General features: G+C 62.6%; 20 protein-coding genes and 1 pseudogene. 11 read left to right on the plus strand and 10 right to left on the minus strand.

Features of this window, described 5'->3' with window-relative positions:
* On the minus strand, nt 1-341 hold a 341-nt coding region (locus ACFVJ5_RS35405), incomplete at its 3' end, for an alcohol dehydrogenase catalytic domain-containing protein (protein WP_379227056.1).
* Here ACFVJ5_RS35405 and ACFVJ5_RS35410 point away from each other — a divergent pair.
* Nucleotides 241-477: pseudogene (locus ACFVJ5_RS35410) on the plus strand (ABC transporter permease); the annotation flags it as partial. The gene ACFVJ5_RS35405 and the pseudogene ACFVJ5_RS35410 sit on opposite strands and share 101 nt — an antisense overlap.
* Before the next feature lie 18 nt (nt 478-495).
* On the opposite strand, the gene ACFVJ5_RS35415 reads toward ACFVJ5_RS35410, so the two are convergent.
* Nucleotides 496-2,436 (minus strand): potassium transporter Kup, encoded by a 1,941-nt coding sequence (locus ACFVJ5_RS35415; protein ID WP_379227058.1) that lies wholly within the window; start codon nt 2,434-2,436, stop codon nt 496-498.
* A 330-nt stretch (nt 2,437-2,766) separates the two neighbouring features.
* Between ACFVJ5_RS35415 and ACFVJ5_RS35420 the strand changes: the two genes are divergently transcribed.
* Entirely contained in the window at nt 2,767-3,834 is a 1,068-nt protein-coding gene (locus tag ACFVJ5_RS35420; protein ID WP_379227060.1) for a magnesium and cobalt transport protein CorA, read from the plus strand.
* Nucleotides 3,835-4,347: 513 nt separating this feature from the next.
* Nucleotides 4,348-4,974, plus strand: coding sequence for a hypothetical protein (locus ACFVJ5_RS35425; RefSeq protein ID WP_379227062.1), 627 nt, complete (start codon nt 4,348-4,350; stop codon nt 4,972-4,974).
* 1,537 nt (nt 4,975-6,511) lie between these two features.
* Here the strand turns inward: ACFVJ5_RS35425 and ACFVJ5_RS35430 are convergent.
* The gene (locus ACFVJ5_RS35430) at nt 6,512-6,802 is read right to left on the minus strand and encodes a hypothetical protein (RefSeq protein ID WP_379227064.1); all 291 of its coding nucleotides are present in this window, start codon (nt 6,800-6,802) and stop codon (nt 6,512-6,514) included.
* Nucleotides 6,803-6,854: 52 nt separating this feature from the next.
* Here ACFVJ5_RS35430 and ACFVJ5_RS35435 point away from each other — a divergent pair, with 52 nt between their 5' ends.
* Entirely contained in the window at nt 6,855-7,160 is a 306-nt protein-coding gene (locus ACFVJ5_RS35435) for an excisionase family DNA-binding protein (protein WP_379227066.1), read from the plus strand.
* Between the two features lie 1,152 nt (nt 7,161-8,312).
* Here ACFVJ5_RS35435 and ACFVJ5_RS35440 read toward each other — a convergent pair.
* Genes ACFVJ5_RS35440 through ACFVJ5_RS35450 form a run of 3 tightly spaced genes read right to left on the minus strand, consistent with a single transcriptional unit; the run spans nt 8,313 to nt 11,477 of the window.
* On the minus strand, nt 8,313-9,077 hold the full coding sequence (locus ACFVJ5_RS35440; RefSeq protein ID WP_379227068.1) for an SDR family NAD(P)-dependent oxidoreductase: 765 nt from the start codon (nt 9,075-9,077) through the stop codon (nt 8,313-8,315).
* 42 nt (nt 9,078-9,119) lie between these two features.
* Complete coding sequence (locus tag ACFVJ5_RS35445) at nt 9,120-10,304, minus strand: acetyl-CoA C-acetyltransferase (RefSeq protein WP_379227069.1); 1,185 nt, start codon at nt 10,302-10,304, stop codon at nt 9,120-9,122.
* Nucleotides 10,305-10,337: 33 nt separating this feature from the next.
* The gene (locus tag ACFVJ5_RS35450) at nt 10,338-11,477 is read right to left on the minus strand and encodes an acyl-CoA dehydrogenase family protein (RefSeq protein WP_379227071.1); all 1,140 of its coding nucleotides are present in this window, start codon (nt 11,475-11,477) and stop codon (nt 10,338-10,340) included.
* Between the two features lie 103 nt (nt 11,478-11,580).
* Between ACFVJ5_RS35450 and ACFVJ5_RS35455 the strand changes: the two genes are divergently transcribed.
* The 6 genes from ACFVJ5_RS35455 (at nt 11,581) to ACFVJ5_RS35480 (ending at nt 17,241) form a co-directional block, all read left to right on the plus strand.
* The gene (locus ACFVJ5_RS35455) at nt 11,581-12,159 is read left to right on the plus strand and encodes a TetR/AcrR family transcriptional regulator (protein WP_379227073.1); all 579 of its coding nucleotides are present in this window, start codon (nt 11,581-11,583) and stop codon (nt 12,157-12,159) included.
* 213 nt (nt 12,160-12,372) lie between these two features.
* Nucleotides 12,373-13,944, plus strand: coding sequence for an AMP-binding protein (locus ACFVJ5_RS35460; protein WP_379227075.1), 1,572 nt, complete (start codon nt 12,373-12,375; stop codon nt 13,942-13,944).
* 607 nt (nt 13,945-14,551) lie between these two features.
* Complete coding sequence (locus ACFVJ5_RS35465; RefSeq protein WP_379227077.1) at nt 14,552-15,142, plus strand: response regulator transcription factor; 591 nt, start codon at nt 14,552-14,554, stop codon at nt 15,140-15,142.
* 1,065 nt (nt 15,143-16,207) lie between these two features.
* Complete coding sequence (locus ACFVJ5_RS35470; protein ID WP_379227079.1) at nt 16,208-16,399, plus strand: hypothetical protein; 192 nt, start codon at nt 16,208-16,210, stop codon at nt 16,397-16,399.
* 45 nt (nt 16,400-16,444) lie between these two features.
* Nucleotides 16,445-16,813, plus strand: coding sequence for a sigma factor (locus tag ACFVJ5_RS35475; RefSeq protein ID WP_379227081.1), 369 nt, complete (start codon nt 16,445-16,447; stop codon nt 16,811-16,813).
* Nucleotides 16,723-17,241, plus strand: a complete 519-nt coding sequence (locus ACFVJ5_RS35480) for a sigma-70 family RNA polymerase sigma factor (RefSeq protein WP_379227083.1) — start codon at nt 16,723-16,725, stop codon at nt 17,239-17,241. The genes ACFVJ5_RS35475 and ACFVJ5_RS35480 overlap by 91 nt, the downstream gene beginning before the upstream one ends.
* Before the next feature lie 79 nt (nt 17,242-17,320).
* On the opposite strand, the gene ACFVJ5_RS35485 is transcribed toward ACFVJ5_RS35480, so the two are convergent.
* Nucleotides 17,321-17,548 carry a hypothetical protein gene (locus ACFVJ5_RS35485; RefSeq protein ID WP_379227085.1) on the minus strand — a complete coding sequence of 76 codons (228 nt, stop codon included), beginning with the start codon at nt 17,546-17,548 and terminating at the stop codon, nt 17,321-17,323.
* Nucleotides 17,549-18,297: 749 nt separating this feature from the next.
* Between ACFVJ5_RS35485 and ACFVJ5_RS35490 the strand changes: the two genes are divergently transcribed.
* On the plus strand, nt 18,298-18,843 hold the full coding sequence (locus ACFVJ5_RS35490) for a TetR/AcrR family transcriptional regulator (protein WP_379227087.1): 546 nt from the start codon (nt 18,298-18,300) through the stop codon (nt 18,841-18,843).
* 140 nt (nt 18,844-18,983) lie between these two features.
* On the opposite strand, the gene ACFVJ5_RS35495 is transcribed toward ACFVJ5_RS35490, so the two are convergent.
* The 3 genes from ACFVJ5_RS35495 to ACFVJ5_RS35505 form a co-directional block, all read right to left on the minus strand.
* Complete coding sequence (locus tag ACFVJ5_RS35495; RefSeq protein ID WP_379227111.1) at nt 18,984-19,814, minus strand: alpha/beta fold hydrolase; 831 nt, start codon at nt 19,812-19,814, stop codon at nt 18,984-18,986.
* A gap of 61 nt (nt 19,815-19,875) precedes the next feature.
* The gene (locus tag ACFVJ5_RS35500; RefSeq protein WP_379227089.1) at nt 19,876-20,715 is read right to left on the minus strand and encodes an SDR family NAD(P)-dependent oxidoreductase; all 840 of its coding nucleotides are present in this window, start codon (nt 20,713-20,715) and stop codon (nt 19,876-19,878) included.
* Nucleotides 20,712-21,962, minus strand: coding sequence for an NADH:flavin oxidoreductase/NADH oxidase family protein (locus tag ACFVJ5_RS35505; RefSeq protein WP_379227091.1), 1,251 nt, complete (start codon nt 21,960-21,962; stop codon nt 20,712-20,714). Before ACFVJ5_RS35505 ends, ACFVJ5_RS35500 begins: the two co-directional genes overlap by 4 nt.
* Between the last annotated feature and the right edge of the window lie 93 nt (nt 21,963-22,055).

The raw sequence follows: 22,055 nt of genomic DNA on the forward strand, positions 1-22,055 counted from the left end.
AGCACCCGCTGTCCTGGTTTGACGTCGGCGACGTCGACAAGTGCCTGCCATGCGGCCAGTGCGACGAGAGGAACCGCGCCTGCCTCGGCGAAGGAAAGCGAGACGGGCTTGTGGGCAACGTCGGCCTGGTCGACGGCGATGAACTCGGCGAAGGTGCCGATGCGCAGGTCTCGAGGGCGGGCATAGACCGCATCACCGATACTGAAGTCGCGGACCTTTGATCCGACAGCGGTGACAACACCGATGGTCTTTCTGCCGTTCATCAGCTCGGCGTTCGTGCCCACTGACAGCATGCCCGGCCCGGTGCGCGCGTTCGCCGAACACCAGCCCGCGACCTCCATCGTCAACGCGATCCGCGATCTGTTCACCCAGGAGCCGGTGGGCACCGACATCTGGATCGCCCTGGGTTGGTGCGTCGGCATCCTCGTCGTCGCCTACCTCGTCGCCACGGCCGCCTACCGGCGCAAGGTCTCCTGACTCGCGAACCGTCCGCGGTCAGACGTCGACGTGCGAGCCCATGATGACGGTGCGATCGCGGGGCAGGGAGAAATAGTCGGCGGCGTCGGCGGTGATGTAGGAAGTGGCGATGAACAGTCGTTTGCGCCAGCCCGCCATGGTCGGTTGGTCGCCGCGACGGAGTTCGATCTTGGAGACGAAGTAGGAGGCGTGTTCGAGGTCGAGTCGGCCTTCGGTCGCCGACGGGTCGAGCAGCCGAAGTACTTCCGGGATGTCGGGTCGTTCCACGTAGCCGTAGCGGGCGGTGACGTGGATGATGCCGTCGTCGCCGTGGCCGAGGGGATCGATCGTGAGTCGTTCCTCCGGTGGGATCCGGGGAATCGGGTCGGTGGTGATGCTGACGATCGCGACATGCTGGTGGCGGACATGGTTGTGTTCGACGTTGGCGCGCATGGCCAGCGGGGTCGTCTGTTTGCCGCGATTGAGGAAGATCGCCGTGCCGGGAACTTCGAAGGTCTTCGGGCGGTCGACGCGCAGTTCGTCGACGAATTGCTGCAGCGGGCCCTCGAGGCGCTCGCGTGCGGCGGTGACGATGTCGCGGCCGCGTTCCCAGGTGGTCATCACCGTGAACGCGATGACGCCGATGAGTAACGGCAACCACGCACCGTGCACGATTTTGGTGAGGTTCGCCCCGAGGAACAGCAGATCGATGCCCAGCAGCGGCACCGCACCGAGCGCGAGCAGCCAGAACGGGGTACGCCACCGGGCGCGGGCGACGTAGAAGAACAGCAGCGTGGTGATGGTGATGGTGCCCGTGACCGCCATCCCGAACGCGTAGGCGAGGGCGTGGGAGCTGCGGAACGCGAAGACGAGAACCAAGACGGAGACCATGAGCAGCCAGTTGATCCACGGGACATAGATCTGACCGATGGTGGAGTCGGAGGTGTGCACGATCCGCAGTCGCGGCAGGTAACCGAGTTGAGCGGCTTGGGAGGCGACGGAGAACGCGCCGGTGATCACGGCCTGGGCGGCGATGACCGTCGCGGCGGTGGCCAGCAGCACCATCGGGAGTCGACCCCAGCCGGGAACGAGTAGGAAGAACGGGCTGGTGATGTTCGCTGGGTCGGACAGAATCAGCGCGCCTTGGCCCATGTAGCTGAGCATGCATGCCGGGAACACCAGAAACAGCCAGCCTCGGGCGATCGGTCGCCGCCCGAAGTGACCCATGTCGGCGTAGAGGGCTTCGGCGCCGGTCACCGCGAGGACCACCGCGGCAAGCGCGAAGAACGCGATTTCGAAGTGGCCGAACAGAAATCCCAGCGCGTAGGTCGGTGAGATCGCCTTCAGGATTTCCGGATTGTCACTGATGCCCCCGATCCCGGCCACCCCGATCGCGGTGAACCACGCGATCATCACCGGCCCGAATACCCGTCCGACGACCGCGGTTCCCTTGCGCTGCACCAGGAACAGGATCACGATGATGACCGCGGTGATCGGGATGATGAACTCCTCGAACGACGGCTCGACGATCTTCAATCCCTCGACAGCCGAGAGGACCGAGATCGCCGGGGTGATCATGGAATCGCCGAAGAACAACGAGGCGCCGAAGATCCCCAGTGCCGCGAGGAAAGCCGCGGTCCGCTTGCCGCCCGGCGCGCTCCAGCGCCGCAGCAGCGTGATGAGCGCCATGATGCCGCCCTCGCCGTCGTTGTCGGCACGCATCGCCAGCATCACATAGGTGATCGTCACGATCACCGTCACCGACCAGAAGATCAGCGAGACGATCCCGAACACGTTGTCCTGGCTCACCGGCACCGGATGCGGATCGGCCGGATTGAACACCGTCTGCAGGGTGTAGATCGGGCTGGTGCCGATGTCACCGAACACCACGCCCAGTGCGGCGACGATGGTAGCGAGTCGCACGACCTCGCGTGGCGTACTACGCCCGGTTGTGGTCTCGGGCGTCGACGTCTCGGTCACACACTGTTCCCTCCGCGAGCAACGGGCAGCCCGACGGCGGCCCGGCTCGCGACGATAGCGCCAAAGGCGGCGTATCGGACGACACCACGGCGATCCTTACGCAATCTCTACGCCCGCACAGAAGGCGATGCCGACGCGGTTATGCGACTGTTCGGACGCCTGCCATGCTGCGAGACATGTTGACATCGACTTGACTCCGGGAGCGCCTAATCCGTCCCTGCCTTACCAACACGGCAGCTGATCTTCGAAACGGTCGAATCGATGGTTCACAAGATGATTTCCACCGGTACAACAGCGGCAGGGGCGACGTCGCCTCGCAGCATCAGCTCGATGGTCGCGGGTGCACAGTTCCGGTCCCGGCGCCGCCGAGTCGTCGAGGTGGTGCCCAAACCGACCGTGCCGACCGCGCGCGCTATCGTCGACTGCGCCGCCTACGTCGACGGCGCCCGGCTCCCCGGCCGATTCACACCGGCCACCGCGCTAGCTGAGATCCGCACCCGCGCTACAGGTTTCGTGTGGGTCGGGTTGTTCGAACCCGACGAGCATCAGATGAGTGAGATCGCGGACGTCTTCGGTCTGCACCCCCTCGCGGTCGAGGACGCCGTCAACGCCCACCAACGTCCCAAGCTCGAACGCTACGACGACACCCTGGTCGCCGCGATGCGCACCGTCGCCTACGTCGAACACGACATGCACATCGTCAGCGAGATCGTGCAAACCGGCGAGATCATGGTCTTCACCGGGCCCGACGTCGTCGTCGCGGTCCGCCACGGCGACCACACCGGACTCGCCCGAGTGCGCCACCGGCTCGAGGCCGACCCCGACCGCCTCGCTCTCGGGCCCGGAGCCGTCCTGCACGCGATCACCGACCATGTCGTCGAGTCCTATCACGACGTCACCTCGGCGGTGGAGTACGACGTCGAGTCCATGGAAGAAGAACTGTTCACCCCACGCACCACCATCCCGATCGAGGCGATCTACCAGCTCAAACGCGAAATCGTGGAACTGCGCCGCGCGGTACGCCCACTGGCCGGCCCGCTGCAATCCCTCGCGGGCCCGCAGACACCGCTGCCCAAGGAAGTCCGCCGCTACCTGCGCGATGTCACCGACCACCACAGCGGCATCGCCGAACGCATCAACGACCTCGACGAAACCTTGACCACGCTCGTCGGCGCCGCGGTCGCCAAGATCGCCGTCCAGCAAAGCACAGATATGCGCAAGATCTCAGCATTCGTCGCGATCATCGCCGTGCCCACGATGATCGCCGGCATCTACGGCATGAACTTCGACTACATGCCCGAGCTGAAGCAGGCGTGGGGCTACCCCGCGGTCTTGGCCACGATGGCCACCATCTGCGCGACACTGGTCGTGGTGTTCCGCCGTATCAAGTGGCTCTGAACAACCTTCACGGTGTTCGGTGATACGTCGTTATCGCAGTTCGTCACATACCCGTCGGGGAGTGCCCCGAGTTCGGTTGACTCGCGGGTGTGGTGGTTCATGCCGCGAGCGGGTGTCGCGGCGTGCCCGCCCGGACGCCCTTGTAAGGGCTGTACCCGGTCGAGCAGCGTGGGCAGCAGTAGATGGTCGTTTGACGTTTGCCGCCGACAACGCCACACGGCGCGGGTCGGTGCGTCTTTGCCGGAGGGGCCCTGTCTGTGAAGACACATTCGACATCGATCCCGTCGAGTTGGCGAATGGTGTTCTGGTCCAGAGTCGAGACCATGATGTAGCCACAACGCACCGCGGTGTCGCCCTGTCGATACAACACCATCGCGGAATTGACCGAACAAGTCGCCGGCTCGGTACCGATATCGTCCAATCCACCTCTTGGGCAGCCTGAGCAGTGGTTTCCTATTCGAGTTCGAGCTGAGCAATGGGTTCCGACTTCGACCTGTGTGAGGAGCTTCGACGATGACAACTGCTGCACCCGCCTATGAATGGGCGCTGCCTCTCGGCAGCGCATCGGTGTACCCAGTCGGCAGGAGGACATTGAGGGCCCCGTTCATTCTGGTCGGCAGCTCCGGTTCCCGCGTCCACGATGCTGCCGCCTTGACTGCCGAGGTCGACCACGGCGAATACTCGTTCCGAAACGCACTCCACGAGGCGGGCTACGACCTTATCCTGGTCCATCCCATGACCAGCGACACTCTCGATGGCACCGCCTACTCGAGCCTGCAGCAAGCCATCCTGCGCACCATCGCCGAAAAGGGCGACCACCATCCGCTGACGATCTGCGGCATCGGGCGGGGTGCGCTGCTCACGCGCTACGCGCTGGCGAAGCTGGAAATCACCCGGATCGACCATCAGGTCCGAAACTATCTGTCCTACTCCAGCACAGAACCGACCAACAGCCAGACCACCGAACTGGCCAAGGTCGGTCACTGGCCGATCCTGCCACGCAAAGTCGAAATCATCACCACCGACGACAACTACCGATGGACCCCAGGCGAGTTCGATGACGCCATAATCGGAGCAGCACCGGCTGGCAAGCCACTGTTCACCAGCGACTTGGGCACTCGCATCATCACCCAACTCTGACACATGACCACGTCGCCAGCTCGGGTCACGGACGCCCGCCATCAGGGGCAGTACGCAGATCCACCAACAGTGTTCCGCGCTGCTGAATCGCCAGAACCATGGTGCGGGCTGAGGACAGTTACCCCACCCGCGAACGCTTGCACCCCACAGATCGCGGCACCCGAAGGAAGGCGGGTCCTGTCACCGATTCACAACTTCATCCAGACCTGCCAGCGCGGGCGCCACCGGTAATCGGCAGGCTTCGGGTATCCGGGTACCTCCATGTGGATCGGCGGTTGCCGACACAAGCCCCTTGGTGTCCCGACCGCCAAGAGTCCTCATACGTTCTCTGCCGGCAACCACCGGACCGCTGATCCAGGAGGACCGTCATCCCGTCTCCCGCGGCGTGAGCCTTGACCCTGTGCGGATCAAAATCAAAACCCATTTCGAATCCTACCCCGACGCTTCGAGGCCGAACACCCGCGCTCGACACGTTTGGTCACCCCGGGCAATTGCTCGAGCAGAATGTCTGACGCGAACTCACGGGGGCCGTCGTGGCTAGTTCGAGATAGCTGACGAGCGCGAGAGGCAGGGAACGTCGGCAGACGACTGGCCACTGAGTCCTGCGCGCCCCGCATCGTTCAAGTCCTAAACTCCCGGTTGCCCGGCTTGCCGAAATCCCACGATCGCCGAGCAGGTAGTAGCGGCATTAGTGGTTCGATCCACTCCCGGTCGAATTCCGGGTGCCGGTGATAGATGTCAAGCAACACACACAGCGCGGTGCGCAAGGAGTTCTCCCGCTCACCGACCGCAGCGGCGATAGAGAGGCTGCCGATGGTCACGCGATTGCCGGCCTCGCGCCAGGGAATTCGCGGACTGGTTTCTCATGGCCGATACCGAGGTCTTGTGAGACATCGCCAGTCAGCGCGCCATGATGTCGGCGCGGTGGCCGGCGTCAAACGAGGTAATCCGACGAGATCATGGTTGCCTTCGCCCCACCGGCCCGAGTCGGGGTCGTCGCTGAGGCTCGGCACCACACGGCGCCCCATTGGTCGAGGACTACCGTCGCGAGATCTTGGTTCGGTCGCATCACAGCAGGCAAGCTACCCACACCCGGCAACTTGCGCCTCGTCCAGCGTGGCGGGCGGGATCCACAGTCGCCCTGATCGACTCGGGCTGGAGAGATGCGTACCGAGGATCTACTCGTGGGAGCTATTCGGCTCGACCGACCTCCCGGTCGAGCCGAGTCCTTCCACGTGCACCCGCGCGCCGCCGCCACGTCGCAGGCTAGCTCGACCCCAGTCGAGTCAGCAGGTTGATCATGAGAGCCGCGCAAACGCCGACGGGCACAAACAGCGCCAGGTCCAGCCAACGAACCCTCGGCATCAGGGTGGAACGAGTTCAGCTGAACTCGTCGACAGGCGCCGCGAGGGCAGTCTACTCGCGAGTCTTTTTCGGGCCGTGGAGTTCAAAACGTGGGGTTTCTGTGGGAATTGGCCGAAAAGCGTCAAATCTCCGAAAATACGGAACCCCCTCCGACCCAGGTCAGAGGGGGTTTTCACTGTCGGGCTGACAGGATTTGAACCTGCACCACCTGTGCGAGGTTCGCATGGGTTGTTTCGTTGTCGTGTCCCGCCTCGCCTGCTTCCACTCCGTCTACGGACAGTTGCTGGCGAAATCCTCCAATATCAGGTTTCCTAGAGGAGGAAAGAGTCATTGAGCGGGCATACACCGATAGGTGCCCGATGTACACACTGGATATTTCGCGATTCACGACTACCAACGAACCACTCTCGTCATCGAGACCGACGGCCAGCCCCCTCTTGATGCCTTCATCAACCTCCATCACAGCGGCAGCCGAGAGACCAGAACTACTAGTCGGCCCATGCACCCAAGGTGCGGTGATCGAGAACCCGGACCACGAATGTCGCGGCAACACGATCTGCTGCGAGCACTACTGCGGACGCCTCGCTCCTGACGAGACTGGCGGCCACGTTGGGTTGGCGTGCCATCCCCGGCGTAGCGCCAAGCGGACTCCGAACCCGAGCCGCTATGTCTCCGTCAAATTTGCCGCCGAACGAGCCGGCGTCAGTACCGACACCATTCGAAGGATGATCGCCGACGGCACGCTTGCCGCCTACAGATTCCGCAGTCAGATCCGGATCGCGATCGAAGATATCGACGCGGCGATGTGGCCGATCAACTGAGGCAGCCAGTGCATCAGACAGCGGTTGCAAGCCATTGTGACTGGAATCACTTGTAGGCGAGGCATCCCGATGCCCCTGGCGACCCAATTTGGCCCCGCCTCAGCGTCCTAGCGACGTACGCTATTGCACGTATATTGCACGAAAAGTGCAGGCCGTCACCAATAAGGCCCTGACCTGCATTTTTGTGGTGGTCCCAGCTGGTTTCGAACCGGCAGACACCAGGAGACCGAAACCAGCTCCCACCTCGGAAAACCGGCGATTACCAGGAACTTTGCACTCCATCGCGATCACGCAGATGTACGCACCGATAGGCAACATTGGGCTGCACTATTGCACGTATATTGCACGGCGCATGGCGCCAACCGGAAACACGCAGAGATCCCCACACACAGAAGCCTTCATAGCACTAGTGGATAACTCATCCGGGAGCTCCCCCTCAACTCGGCCGCCACCACCGAGCTGCCCCTACTTCCACGACCCGCCCCGCTCGCTTCGGGACGCGCGGGGCGCGGACGTTCGCACGACGGCTAGGGCGAGTAAGGTCCCGTCGCGGTATCAGCAACCGGCACCGGTGACGACCGTCGTCTCTAACGCGCGCTCGCCGGGTAACCATGTGCAGCGGCCGCGGCTGGTGATACCGCCAGCCGTCACGTATACGACGCCGCTGCCGGGGAAGGGTTCGAGAATAGTGGGTTTGGGTCGCGAACATTAGTGGGTACTTACTACAAGTAATAGGTCAGGCCGGACTCCAAAGATGTTTTCGGAACCCGTCCTGGCCTGCACACATGGTGGATCTAGGGGAAATCGAACCCATGACCTTCTCGGTGTGAGGCGCGCGGAATACAGATGCCGACAGGATTGCGGCAGCCGACCCTCGCGACTCACGCATGCAAAGCGTATGATCCACAATGGACGTAAGTCGTGCACAGTTTTTCGATATCGCGAACCCTGCGCGACGCCGTGCCGACAAGGCACTTGCGAAATAGGAGCGAGGGATTGGGACCCGTTACCTCACACCATATTAGGACGGTATTCGCTCCGCCATCGAGCCAATCGATGGCGTCAATACCCAATATATAGACTAGCAACTCGCCTTGCGTCCAGGACAATCTTCACGCAGCTTCTTCGCTTCCTCGCTTCCTCGAAGGCCGACTATCTTGGGCCCATTCGGACGGCGCCGTCGAGTCGTATAGTCTCTCCGTTGAGCATGGGATTTTCGACGATGTGGGTAACCAACGCAGCGTACTCAATCGCCTTACCCAGGCGCGATGGGTGCGGCACCTGCTTTGCAAGAGATTCCTGCGCGGCGACAGGTAGCCCGGCCATCATCGGGGTTTCGAAGATGCCCGGGGCGATGGTTACCACCCGGATAAGATGCTCGGCGAGCTCGCGTGCGATAGGCAACGTCATTGCCGCTACACCACCCTTGGAGGCTGCGTACGCGGGCTGGCCGATTTGGCCGTCGAAGGCCGCCACAGAAGCGGTATCGATAATCACGCCTCGCTCGCCGTCCACTGGTTCAGTGTCGGCGATTCTCTGAGCCGCGAGCCGGATGACATTGAACGTGCCTACAAGGTTGACTCGGAGCACGCGCTCGAACTTCTCGAGCTCCAGTGGCCCGTTTCGGCCCAACACCTTACCGGGGGTGGCAATTCCCGCGCAGTTCACCACTATCCGCAATTCCCCGAGCCCGACGGCTAGGTCGAGAGCGGCTGCTACGTCGTCGGCGTGGGTAACGTCAGCGGGCGCGAAGTACACCTCACCGTCATCGAATCCTGCTGTTGCGAAATCTCTGTCTGCCGATGGCAGGTCGATCAGCACAATCTTTGCGCCACGCCCGTGCAGGGCACGGGCTGTGGCGTTACCGAGCCCCGATGCTCCGCCAGTGACAATTGCGACGGCACCTTCGATGTTCATGACTCTCCTGGCCTCTTGCGTAATCTGATTGCAGGTGGATGTTCAGTTCGGCACGCGAAGGATCAATCCGTTGCCCTGGCCGCCACCACCGCACAGTGCGACGGCGCCGGTGCCACCCCCGCGGCGGGCCAGTTCCAGTGCCAGGTGCAGGGTGATCCGGGCGCCCGACATTCCGATCGGGTGCCCGAGGGCGATGGCTCCACCATTGACATTGACCCGGTCGGGATCGATCCCCAATGCACGGGTCGAGGCGATTCCGACGGCGGCGAAGGCCTCGTTGATCTCGACCACGTCCAGGTCGGTGGGAGCGATTCCTTGTACTTTGCAGGCCTGTGAGATCGCCGCGGCGGGCTGCAGTTGCAGGCCCGAGTCCGGTCCGGCGACCATCCCGTGCGCACCGATCTCGGCGATCCAGGTCAAACCGTGCGCTTCGGCATAATCCTTGCTGGTCACGACCAGAGCGCACGCGCCGTCGTTGATCGTCGAAGCGTTTCCAGCGGTGATGGTGCCGTCATCTCGGAAGGCGCTACGCAGCCGGGCCAGAGTCTCGACGGTGGTGTCGGGCCGGATGCCCTCGTCACGACTGAACCAACTACCCGGCCGTTTCCCCGCAGGAATCTCGACCGGAACCACCTCCTCGCCAAAAGCACCTGCGTCCCATGCCTTTGCGGCCAGCTGGTGTGAGCGTGCGGCGAAGGCATCCTGGTCGGAACGGGCGATCGGGTCGCGGTCGTTACCGGCTTCGGTAAGCAGCCCCATCGGCTGATCGGTGAAGGCATCGCGCAAACCGTCGTAGGCCATGTGGTCGAGAAGAGTGACTCCGCCGTACTTGTACCCGGCCCGCGAACCCGGCAGCAGATGCGGAGCTCGACTCATCGACTCCATGCCACCGGCCACGATCACCTCGAATGCACCGGAGCGGATGAACTGGTCGGCCAGGATGATCGCCTCGACACCGGACAAACACACCTTGTTGATGTTCAACGCGGGCACCGACATCGAGATACCGGCTTTCGCTGCGGCTTGCCGGGCCGGCATCTGCCCTGTTCCAGCGGTGAGCACTTGTCCCATGATCGTGTACTGGACCCGATCGGGAGAAAGTCCGGCCTTGTCGAGAGCGCCGCCGATTGCCACTCCGCCGAGCTCTGCGGCGGTGAATCCAGCGAGACTGCCCGCGAGGCGGCCGATCGGGGTACGGGCACCCGCAATGATCACGGACGTGTGCACTGGTGGAACCTCTTTCGGATCGAGCCGGCTGGATCAGCCGGCGAGGTGGCGGCTGATGACCAGACGCTGGATCTGATTGGTGCCCTCGAAAATCTGGGTGATCTTGGCCTCGCGCATGTACCGCTCGACGCGGAAGTCACGGGTGTAGCCGTAGCCGCCCAGTACCTGAACCGCGTCGGTGGTGACCTTCATGGCGGCATCGGTGGCGACGAGTTTGGCTACTGACGCGTTGCGCGAGTAGGGCAGACCAGCGTCTCGGCGCCGCGCCGCCTCCAGATAGGTGGCACGGGCGGAGTCCACGGCAGCGGCCATGTCGGCGAGCAGGAAACCGAGCCCTTGATGATCGAGAATTCTGCGTCCGAAGGCCGTTCGCTCCTTGGCGTAGTTCACGGCTTCGTCCAGTGCCGCCTGTGCGATACCTACCGCGACTGCGGCGATGCCGAGCCGGCCGGAATCCAAGGCACTGAACGCGATCTGCAGTCCTTGACCATCAAGGCCGATGCGGCGCTCGGCCGAGACGAAGGCATTGTCAAAGTGCGCCGAGGTGGTTGGCACCGCGTGCAGACCCATCTTCTTCTCCGGCCTACCGAAGCTCAGTCCGGCGGTGTCACGCGGAACCAGGAAGCATGAGACGCCGTGGGAGCCCTCACGGGTACGGGCGAACAAGTTGTAGAAGTCTGCGATGCCGCCATGGGTTATCCAGGCTTTGGTGCCGGTGATCCGGTACCCGTCGTCGGTGACTGCAGCCTTGCACGTGAGTGCTGCGGCGTCCGAGCCGGCCTGCGGTTCGGACAGACTGTAGGCACCGATCGTGCTGCCGCTCAGCATTTCCGGGAGCCATCGCTGCTTCTGTTCCTCGCTGCCGAACGCCAGCATCGGATGACAGGCAAGGCTGTGCACGCTCACCGCGACTGCCACTGCCGCCCAACGCGCGGCGAGCTCTTCGAGTACCTGGAGATAGACCTCGTAGGGCTGTCCGCCTCCGCCCCAGCTCTCGGGATAGGGAAGGCTCAGAAGCCCGGCTTCGCCCAACGTCGCGAATATCTCTTCGGGATAGGACTCGGTCTCCTCGTGCTCGTCCACGATTGGAGAAAGAGCCTTATCCGCGACATCACGAGTGAGCTGGAGGAGGTCCCGGGCCTCTTGAGTGAGTAAGTGTCGATCGACAGGCACGGCCATCCCCTTAGAAGCGATACGACGGACAGTACTAGAGACTTCTCCACAGTACTCATCGACCCACGGTACTGCAAGATACTCGCCAGTACTATTGGGTGGCATGGAGCAACCCTCGGCATTCGCGACCGCCCGCCGCATCGAACTGTTCGATGAATTGGTGGATCTACTCCTGACCGAGGGGTTTGCCCACTTGACTCTCGACGCGATCGCTGCCCGGCTCAAGTGCTCCAAATCCACCCTGTACACCCTCGCCGGAAGCAAGGAGCAGCTGGTGGCAGCCGCGACGGTGCACTTCTTCAAGCGCGCGACCGACGCCGTCGAAGCAAAGGTCGCCGCGACCACAGACGCAGGCGAGCGCATTCCCGCGTACCTCACCGCCGTCGGGGCCGCGCTATCGGTGGCATCGGAACGATTCATGACCGACCTCGAAGCTTTCGCGCCGGCGCGGGCAGTGTACGAACGCAACACTCGCATCGCCGCTCGTCGCGTTCGGGATCTCATCGACGAAGGTGTCGCAAGCGGCGCATTCCGACACGTGCACGCGTCTTTTGCCGCCGACCTCGCTGCCACAATGATGGTTCGCATCCAACAACGCGGTGTGCGTGCTGCAACCGGCTTGGACGACGCTGCCGCCTACCGTGAACTTGCCTCGATTCTCACGCACGGCATTCGCACCTGACGTCCTCCGTCGCACTTCTTCGCGGTTCGCCATCACAGCTGACGCTGATCCGCTGTTACCTGTGCCCATCGGTAGCAGCGAGCCGGGCCTTCAGCACGGAGATGCAGAGTGGTGAGCTCCGATCAGCGCACCCGCTTTGGGGGGTAGCGCTGATCTCACATGAGATCGACACTGTGACACGATTTACACCGACCAGACCGAAGAGGTTCGACAATGACACACTCCACCTCACCCGGCGTCGATCCCGACACCACGGTGTCGCACTCCATCGAGGAGTGGCTGCACACATTTGCCGCACCCGATGCCGATGTCGCCACGCTGCTCGTTGATCGCCGCGACCCTTGCTCGGTTGCTTTCACCGTCATCGAGCCCGAGGGCGAACGGTTGGAATCGATCGAACTCACCTACGGCGATCTGGCCGAACGTTCCAAGCGTTTTGCGACCGTGCTCACCGCTCACGGAATCGGCCGTGGTGACCGCGTAGGCGTGTTGATGGGCAAACGTGCGGAACTGGTGGTCACGCTCGTGGCCATCGCACGGCTCGGCGCGGTGTATGTCCCCCTGTTCACTGCTTTCGCTCCGCCTGCTATCGAGATGCGTCTCACTGCAGCGCAAGTACGGGTCGTGGTCACAGAATCCAGCCAGGTCGACAAACTCAACGGACTCGAGGTCGCGACCATAGTCGCTGGCGAACAATTCGATCAGCTCGTCGCCGAGTCTGCGCCGACCACCGAGACAGTGGCGGTCGGCGGCGACGCACCCCTGATTCTGCTGTTCACCAGCGGCACCACTGGAGCGCCGAAAGGGGTACCAATTCCTGTGCGCGCCCTCGCTGCGTTCGCCTGTTACATGACTTACGGTCTCGACATCGCAGACGACGATGTCTTCTGGAACGCGGCGGACCCGGGCTGGGCCTACGGCCTCTATTACGGTGTCCTCGGCCCGCTTGCGATCGGTCGACCGAATTTGCTGCTTCGCGGAGGGTTCTCGGCCGCGGTCACCGCGCGCGTGTTCACCGAGTTCGGCGTCACCAACTTCGCCAGCGCCCCGACGGTCTACCGCACCCTGAGCAAGGATCCCTCGATCAAAGGAATCATGCTGCGGCGCGCATCCTCGGCGGGTGAGCCACTGACACCGGACGTCGTCGAATGGTCGCGCACAGCACTGGGCACCGAGGTACGCGACCACTACGGACAAACCGAGCACGGAATGTTCATCAACAACCACTGGCATGACAGCCTGCGCTCATCAGTCGAACCAGGCTCGATGGGATTTGCGATGCCGGGCTTCGCGACAGGAATAGTTGACGGCCAGATTGCCATCGATGTCGCTTCCAGCCCGCTGATGTTCTTCACTGGATACCTCGATGCTCCAGTAAAGACTGCAGAACGATTCACCGAGGACCGCTCCTGGTATCTCACCGGTGATACCGGCCGAGTCGATGAGAACTGTCGCTTCTACTTCACGGCTCGCGATGACGACGTGATCATCATGGCTGGATATCGCATCGGTCCCTTCGAGGTGGAGAGCGTGCTCATCACTCACCCCAACGTGATAGACGTTGCCGTAGTCGGCCGACCGGACCAGCTACGCGGTGAGGTTCTTGAAGCTTTCGTCGTACTAGGACCCGGAATCGACGGTTCCCCGTCACTGGAGACGGAGTTGCAGCAACTGGTCAAGACGCGCTTCGCCGCGCACGCCTATCCCCGCACTGTCCATTTCATCGACGAGTTGCCAAAGACTCCCAGCGGCAAGATTCAGCGCTTTCTGCTGCGACAGCGCTAGCAGCTGGTCCGGAAAAATTCTCCGCCGCTATAGGGTCGGGAGACCCGACTCCACACGAGCGGAGCAGCGTCCGCCGACACCGAGCTGGCCCTGACACCTAGCGAAAGAGAGCGTTGGGGCATAGCTGTTCGTCTGGTGGCGGTACGTTGGAGGCGATCGCATCTTTGCTTGTCGCCCAGGAGAGTGCATTGACCTTGGTATCCGCACAGCACCCGTTGCAGCTGCTGGCGCGTCGCAACCGTGATATCCACAGCGGATTTACTGAGCTTACGATTGCAAGCGCCGCCGCCCCGGACTTCACCGTCGAAGTAGTCACCGTCATATGAACTATTCCTGGCCACCACATGATCGGGTTGATCCGGATGTCATTCACAGTGCCCGATCACTGCCGACAGCCGATGACCTCGAAACAGGGATGGCGCGGGCGCTAGAGCGCATCTGGGCAGCGACAGGTGTCTCTGTGGCTTTCGGTGGCTCCGCGCAGGACTCAGGCGACGTGCGCCTCCAACACTTCGCCGGACCCACGACCGGGGCCCTAGCGGGCCTGACCTTGACTGTCAACGAAGGACTCGGAGGACGATCGCTCGCCCTCATGCGGTCCGTTGCGGTGACTGACTACTTCGAATCCGACCGCATCACTCACCGCTACGACGCACTCATCCGCGTCGAAGGCTTGCGATCGGTGGTCGCTGTTCCTCTCATCATCGCCCGCCACCCAGTGGCGATCATTTATGGAGCATTCCGGGGCACCCAGGTCATCGGGGACAGAATTCAAGACTTCATCGCACAAGAAGCGCGGGCACTTGAACAGGAACTCGTCGTCCGCAGAGCTATCAAGACCAGTCCCCAGTCCGACGGGACTCAGCTCCGTGAGCAGCTCCGGGTCGCCCACAACCAGCTGCGTCTATTGAGTCGCACGATCACAGAACCTGAACTGCGACAGGCGATCGAGCGGATCACACTCCAGCTCGCTGGAGCCGACAACCCACCTGCCGCAATCCACTCCCCCCTGACCCCCCGCGAGATCGACGTTGTGAGCCTGGCCGCAGCGGGTATGCCCAACCGGCAGATAGCAACAATCCTCGGGCTAACTCTTCACACCGTCAAGAGCTATATGAAATCGATTCTGTCCAAGATGCACGCGAAGACACGCCTAGAAGCCGTCGTAAACGCCCGCCGCGCCGGCCTTATTCCCTGACCACTTTGCAAGAAATTTACCGTCGGGTCAATTGCATCGCACTTATCCCGGCCAGGCATTTTCATGACAAGCGCGCATCGACAAGTCGTGACAACACCCTCCACGAGCAGCTCCATCCCAGCGATCAATAGCATGCTGTCGGAAATAGCCGTCGAACGTCGCTACCTCGCACTTTGCCTGATCTGCTCAACGCTAGGTCCTCGCAAGAGTCCACCGGCGAACGACGTCGCCGTAGGCTCCGAACCCTCCGCCGAAATTCCTGTCAGCAAAGCTGCTGAGTGGCAGTCCATCGGCAAGAATCCGCTGTCGGTCGGCCTCGACCGGCTCATACGTTGAACGACTCAGCTCCGGACACCATCTGTGCGCGATCGTGAGACAGTCACGATGAAGTGCCGCGTCGCTGAGGATCTCACCTTCCGAACCGACCACAACCCATGCCGTCGATGCAAGGTCCAGCCCACACACCTGACACAACCACTCGGCCTGACACCTAAGCAGCCGCGGAGTATCCATCGTGCGCCACCACACATCCTCGACATCGAGCATGAATGTCGTCCACGGGACAGGCATTCCGTCCGATCGCGGCCGAGGCAGGCCTGGAACCTGACCGTCCTCCCGTTCGACGTCCACACTAAGTGGCGCAGGCGGCCCCATCTCTTCGCCCGCCGCTTCGTTGGATTCCACGACTTCCACCTCACCACGACCGCCCGATCCCAGACTATCGGCGACACAGCATCGCCGCCCGTAGACCCACGCCTAGATGAGCATCTGGCGCGAGCAGCCATGGCACCGCCTGCCTACACCGCGACATCGAGCAAGAACCCTCATCCCCCGCCTCCCTCGTTCCGCGGCTGCTGCACGAGCACGACCAGAACGCAGTTACCGCCGCGGTGGCTTCACGATCCGGCATGAGCACAGGGGCATCGGGACACTGTTCAGGGCGGGAGGTGAACCGACCTCTTCCATTTGCTGGGCGCTTCAATCCCGAAGTCCGAAAATGTCGCCATATCAACATCGTTGACCGGTTCCGGTTTATTCGCCTGCTCGACGGTGAACCCTTCACTCATGACCAACGCACGTAGTCGGGTTTCGAGTATGGATCTGACCAGCGCGACCATCGTGTTGGCGACCTGCGTGTTCTTTGTGTTGAGTCTGACCGCTTTGACCGGGTCGCTGACCGTGGCCTTCTTCGGCTCCGTCAGCCTGGGTGTGGCGATGACGATGTCCTCCAAAATGCTGGGCCTCAACGGCCTTTAAGTCACCTCTCCCCGTTGAGCTTACGAACGCCAGGAGCTGATCCGCATGTCCACCACCACCGCCCTCCCTACCTACGAACACGCCGAACCGTTGTTCGCGCACCTGGCGCTGACCGACCCACGCAGCCCCGAACACGACGCCCTGCGAGATCAGATCATCGAGATCTGCCTGCCCCTCGCCGAGAACATCGCTCGCAAATACGCCGGCCGCGGTGAAGCGTTCGACGATCTGGTCCAGACTGCGCGCCTGGGCGTGGTCATGGCAGTCGACCGCTACGACGTGAGCACCGGATCACCGTTTTGGGTTTCGCGGTCCCCACCGTCATGGGTGAAGTACGCAGACACTTCCGCGACCACATCTGGCCGCTGCATGTGCCGCGTCGCGAAAAGGGGCTCCAGGGCAAAGTCAGGGTGATGACCGACGAGTTGACCCGTCGACTCCACCGCTCCCCTACCGCTCAAGAACTCGCGACCGAGCTCGATGTTGCGGTCACCGATATCGCCCGCACTCTGGTGGCGGCCAACGCGTTCCAGACGCGTAGCCTCGACGCGCCCGCCCGTGAGACCGACGGTGATCCGGGCATGACTATCGCCGAGACCTTCGGCGACGAAGATCCCCGCTTCCAGCTGGCCGAAGACACGATCACCGTCGCACCTTTGTTGGCGCAGTTGTCGTCGCAGGATCAGCAGCTGCTGATCTGGCGGTTCTACGACACACTCACCCAGGGAGAGATCGCTCAACGCCTCGGAATCTCCCAGATGGGCGTGTCTCGCAAACTCACCAAATTGCTGGGTGATCTGCGTGCGCAGACCACCGACGACCAGCTCGCGTTCGCGGTGTGACCCGCGGTCCCGGTAGTAATCGCCGAAAAACAAGAGCGCGGAAAAGGCGTCGGCAAACTCCTGCCACACCTCTTCGGGCTCACTGCCCTGGCGTCTTCTGTGTGCGGGCGATCCAGCGTGCGATGGCGTAGGAGAAGGCGCTGACACCGAACATGACAGCGCACACCAGCAACCACCGGACAAGGAAAGGCTGCTGGGTTTGGCCGGTGGCAGCGAGATACGTTGCCTTCCCCTGCTCGAAGATACCGGGAAAGAACAGCAACAACAGCAGGCCGCTACCCAGGGTTGGAATCCGAATGTAGTTCACAGGCGACACAGTCGGGCGCGTCAGCTTCAATCGCCTGCGCATCGCTGCCTGCCAGCTTGTGGTCAGCTGTCGATCGGCGACAGCATAAAGCGGAAACAGTCCCGAGGAGATCAGCCCTGTTGGGGCTCCCCCACGCCCAACCTCATCGCACCGAACTGATCGCAAGAGACGCGAATCCAGATTCAGCAGGCCTGCCACCAGGCCGGTCGGCAGTCATCAACGAAGCCATCGCCGCAAAGTCCGAGCGGATCGATCCGGGTCATCGGTACACTTGTGCACTACCGGTGGCGGATTGAGCAGATCTGGCATGGTCATCAGGGGATTAACCAGTTTCGTTCGCATGGGAGTCGTGGCAGCAACAGTGCGACAGTGCGGGCACGTATAGTGGCATTGCCGTTGGCGTGGGTGGCGTTGAACGCGGCGATGAATCTGTCTGCCGCGGTGACGCAAGCCTCGTAGAAGGAATCCCAGCACTCACCTCTGATGTCCGTCCAGTGAATCTGGATCACGACGTCGGGCTCTGTCTCATACGATGTGGAGTATTCGGACATAATACGACCAAACGTTGTAGGCACTCCAATGTGGGTACTTTATCATATTACTCGGTACCCATAATCGTACCTCACGGAAAGGACGCGGAGGAGTCGGCCCGCAATCTGGCTGATACCGATGAGCAACACTCGACCTCATGCCTCGTAGCGCCTCACACGCCATCCCTCCGTCACCACCCCCGCAAGTGGCGGGTAGATGTGGCACGTCGCGACGACCTGCTGCGCCAGGTGCAGCACACCATTCTGAACGAGGATTCACCCTCCCTCACGATGATCGAGCTCACCGAGCGTTTGCCCTGCTCCAAGGCCACCCTCTACAGGCTTGCCATGACTAAGGAGCAGCTGGTCGTGCTGGCCACCAAACACTTCTTCACACTTCTTCGAGAATCCGCCAACCAGATCGAGGCCACCGTCGCCACCGAGACCGATCCGAAAACCAAGATCCTCGCCTACCCCGGTGGCGTGGCCAACGCGATGCGACGCAACTCCCATGCCTTTTCCGAGGACATGGTGGGCTTCGCTCCCACCGCCGAAATCTCTGCGCGTAACACCGCCCGCGCAGCTGAAAGGGTCCGTGAAATGATCGACGACGGCATCGCGTCGGCCCAAGTCCGTGCCACCGACGGCACTTCGCCTCCCAACTCATCGCGCTCGCCATCGAGGGAGTTCAGTCCGGCGTCCTACTGGAACGCACCAGCCTCTCAGCCGCAGACACCTTCAACGAACGTGCTGCCCTGCTGCTGAACGGGTTGCGTCACAAGCCTGAAAGATTACCTTCCCGGTTCGGAGCCCCATACCGATGATGGCCAGCCCGACCCCTCGGCCGGCACCGGTTGGTACCAGCACGGAAGGCATTGCTTCTCGCTTCTTGTCGGTCTGCACGGTCAGTGCTGGAGGAATTCGAGAACCTTCGGGACGAACTGCTCGTGGTATTGGAAGATGCCGCCGTGTCCGGAGTCGGGGTAGATCATCAATTGGGCGTTGGGCAGGCGGCGGGCCATGTCGGCGGAGTTGCTGCTGGAAACCATGAGGTCGTTGTCACCGTTGACGACGAAGACGGGCTGGGTGATAGCGGACAGGTCGTCGGGCTTGCTGTTCCCGGCTGCTCGGATGGCTATCAGTTGGGCACCGGTGGCCTGTAGCGAGATGCGCTTGTCGCGGCCGGTGGTGCGTTCCTTCAGTCGCTTGAAATAGTCCTTCGCCGCCCGCTTGCCTTCGGCGTCCCGAGGGAAGAACAGGAAGTTTCTCGGGTCACTGAGGGTGAGCGCCGCCTTGAGGTAGGCGATCGCGACGACCTTGACAATCTCGTTGATGCCTCCGCCTCCCTTGGGTCCAGTGCCCGCGAGGACCATCCGGCGGACGAGGTCAGGTGCTTGCAGCGCGACCATCTGAGCGACACCGCCGCCGAGCGAGAAACCGAAAAGGTCGACCTTCTCGAGTCCGAGTGCGCGGATGAAGGCAATGGCGTCGCTGCCCATTTCGTCGACGGTGTGCGGCACAGACGATCCGGTCGCGCCGATGCCGCGGTTGTCGAACGCGATCACCCGATGATGGGCGGCGATGCCGTCGATGACCCTCGGGTCCCAGTCGTCGAGTACCGCGGTGAAGTGGTGCAGGAACACCACGGGAACGGCAGAGTCGGTGCCAAGTTCACGATAGGCGAACGACACCCCGTTGACGTCAATCGTGCGGGTCGGTGTGTCTTTCCAATTCATTGCGATCCCTCGTTCGTTGTTTGGTGGTTCGGGAAATGTGCTCGTTGCTGCGAATTTTGATCTATCGCGCGTCGAGCTCGGAGAGGATGGCTCGGGTTCGACGATCGTTGGCCAGGCGTGCATCCAAGGCTGGGTTGACGAGGCCTCTCAGCATCGAGAACGGTTTCCATCGGGCAGGCGCCATCACTCGCGGAGACCGGCACAGGAGACCGTCCACGATCGCGGCCGCGGCGGCGGCCGGCTGGAGCCGTTTGAGCAAGGGGCGTGGCAACGTCGTCGACAGAAGTTCGACAACGGTCGGATCATCGTCGACGCCGTGCTTGATCATGTCCGTCTCGATGAGCGAGAAGTAGGCGGTAGTGGTCGAGGCCCCGTGCGTGGCCAGTTCCACACGCAGGCCACGGCCGAGTTGTTCGATGGCGGCCTTGCTCATGGCGTAGGGAATCGTTCCGATGCCGTTGAGGAACGCGAAGACCGAACTGATGAGGACGATCTGGCCGTGGTTGGCGATTATCTGATTCATGGCTGCGTTGACGGTGTTGACGACCCCGTTGATGTTCACCGCGAACAGATCGTCGATCGTGGTCGCCGGGATCGACCTGAGGGTGGCGCCGCGAGACAGCATGCCCGCGTTAGCAATCGCGATGTCGACCCGCCCGAATCTCTCGACCACCAGAGCAACTGCGTGATCGAGTGCGCCGCGGTCACGGACATCTGCAACCACACCGATCACATCGGTGGGCGACATGCGCGCCGCGATGTCGGGTGTCGCTGGATCGATGTCGACGATCGCGACCCGCGCACCGCTCGAAAACAGTGCCGTCGCCGTGGCGTGGCCGAGTCCGCCAGAGCCGCCGGTGATGAGAACGACCTTGCCGGTGAGGTCATATACGGCCTTCATGAGCGTGGCCCACGTTTGGGGCGGAAGGAGGCCAGCCCGTTGCGACGGAGCAACGCGAGGGTGGTGGCCAGTCGGCCTCGGTCGAGGTCGGGCTGGCGACCGGCGCCCAGGCGGTGTAGCTGATCGGTGTGCCAGCTGATGTTCAGCACCCCATCGAGGGCCTTGATATCGACGACCTTGCCGAGGGCGCGACGCATCCCGTAGCGAAGTTCGTGGGCCGTCAGAGTCGCCACGCGCCCGGTCAGGATCGTGGCGGCGGCGTCCGGTGCCGTCGCGGTCGGCCGAGCAATTCCGACGACGTCGCAGTCGCCGGCGTCGAGCGCTTCGTCCATGCCTGTGCGAGACCGGAATCCGCCGGTGACCGCCAGCGGGACATCGCGCGCCAGGTCTCGCACAGTCCGGGCGTAGTCGAGAAAGTAGGCTTCGCGAGCACGCGTGCTGTCGGCAGCCGAGCCCGACATCGCCGGGGATTCGTAATTGCCGCCACTGATCTCGATCAGATCCAGGCCCTCGGTCGCCAGGGCGGCGATTACGTCACGAGACTCGTCCTCGGTGAACCCGCCCCGTTGGAAGTCGGCGGAGTTGAGCTTCACGCTCACGGCGAAACCTGGTGACACTCGCGACCGGATCCGACGGACGACCTCGATCAGGAACCGCATGCGCCGTTGCGGGTCGCCGCCCCACTCGTCGGTGCGCAGATTCGTCAGTGGCGACAGGAACTGAGTGACGAGGTAACCGTGCGCGGCATGCACCTGAACGCCGTCGAACCCGGCGGTCTCACAAACCACCGCCGCGTTCGCGAACCGATCGATAATGTCGCCGATCTCCACGGTCGTCAGCTCACGCGGCATCGGCGCACCTGGGAGGTTCAGCGGCACCGCGCTCGGGGCGACTGGCGTGCGCCCCAGCGCAAGCAGGTTCGACTGGCGCCCGGGGTGGTTGAGTTGCACCCAGATCGGCACGCCGGAGTCGTGGCTCGACTTGGCCCACCGCGTGAGCGCGTCGAGGTCACGCTCGTCCTCGATCACGACATTGCCGGGCTCCCCCAGTTGGGCGCGATCGACCATCACGTTTCCGGTGACGAGCAAGCCGTAACCGCCCTCACCCCAAGTCCGGTAGAGACGCTCGAGTCGGTCATCAGGAGCATTGGTGCTGTCACCGAGCGCCTCGCTCATCGCAGCCTTCATGATCCGCGTGGGCAACACCTGTCCACACGGCAGCGGCAGTGGTTCGTTCACTGAAGTCATCGATCGGCCCTTCGTAAGCAGATTATCTGTCGATCATAATATTATGACCGACAGCCTATTTGCTAGAGTGAAGGAACGCAAGGCTCAACGAGA

This window comes from Nocardia sp. NPDC127606, assembly GCF_042671725.1.
Lineage (GTDB): Bacteria > Actinomycetota > Actinomycetes > Mycobacteriales > Mycobacteriaceae > Nocardia.